The organism is Oleiphilus sp. HI0125 (genome assembly GCF_001635355.1).
In genome coordinates this window covers 1-664 of record NZ_LWGF01001324.1, presented here as the reverse complement: position 1 = coordinate 664, position 664 = coordinate 1, and the positions used below count along the sequence as shown (strand labels likewise).

Sequence of the window (664 nt, the reverse complement as noted above, 5' to 3'; positions counted from 1 at the left end):
ATTTAAACTCCGTCGATTAGCGCGCTGGCACAAATACGAAGAAGGTTTGGCGCAAGCCGAAGCATTTTCGAAAGCGCATCGAAACTTTGAGTTTTATGTCATTCCTTTTACGGGAATGATTTTAAGCGATGCCTTGGATGAAACAGACGAAGCAGTCACTGCCCGCGAAGAATTTGATGGCAATAATGGCTTGATGGATCTCAAACTAGCGCGTGATTATCTCGGCTGGAGCAACGAATTCAGAGAGCTCGTACTCGGCACGTACATGAAAACTCTAAGTGATGAGACAAACATTGATCATAGCCATCAAATTTACGCCACTGAACGTAACGTGCGTTTTAACGAAATGGAATATCATCTTCCGGTCGAGAATGGCCTCAAAGCGCTTGATGAAATAAAGCGCCTCATCGAATCTCAATTTCAGCAGGTCTTTTTCCCGTTTGAATGCCGTTTTGTAAAAGCTGACGATTGTTGGCTATCTCCGTTTTATAAGCGAGACAGTATATCTATTGCTGTACATCGTTATTTTGAAGAAGACCACTCCCCCTTATTTGCAGCCATTGAACCTATTTTTCAAAAGTACGGCGGGCGCCCACATTGGGGCAAGCTCAACACCTTTACGCCAGAACAATGTGCAAACGCATACGAGCGCTGGGAAGATTTT

At 44.3% G+C, this 664-nt stretch carries 1 protein-coding gene; it reads left to right on the top strand.

Going from position 1 to position 664, the window contains the following annotated elements; translation table 11 throughout:
• A partial coding sequence (locus A3762_RS22830) for a D-arabinono-1,4-lactone oxidase (protein ID WP_304439322.1) occupies positions 1–664 on the top strand: 664 nt, incomplete at both ends.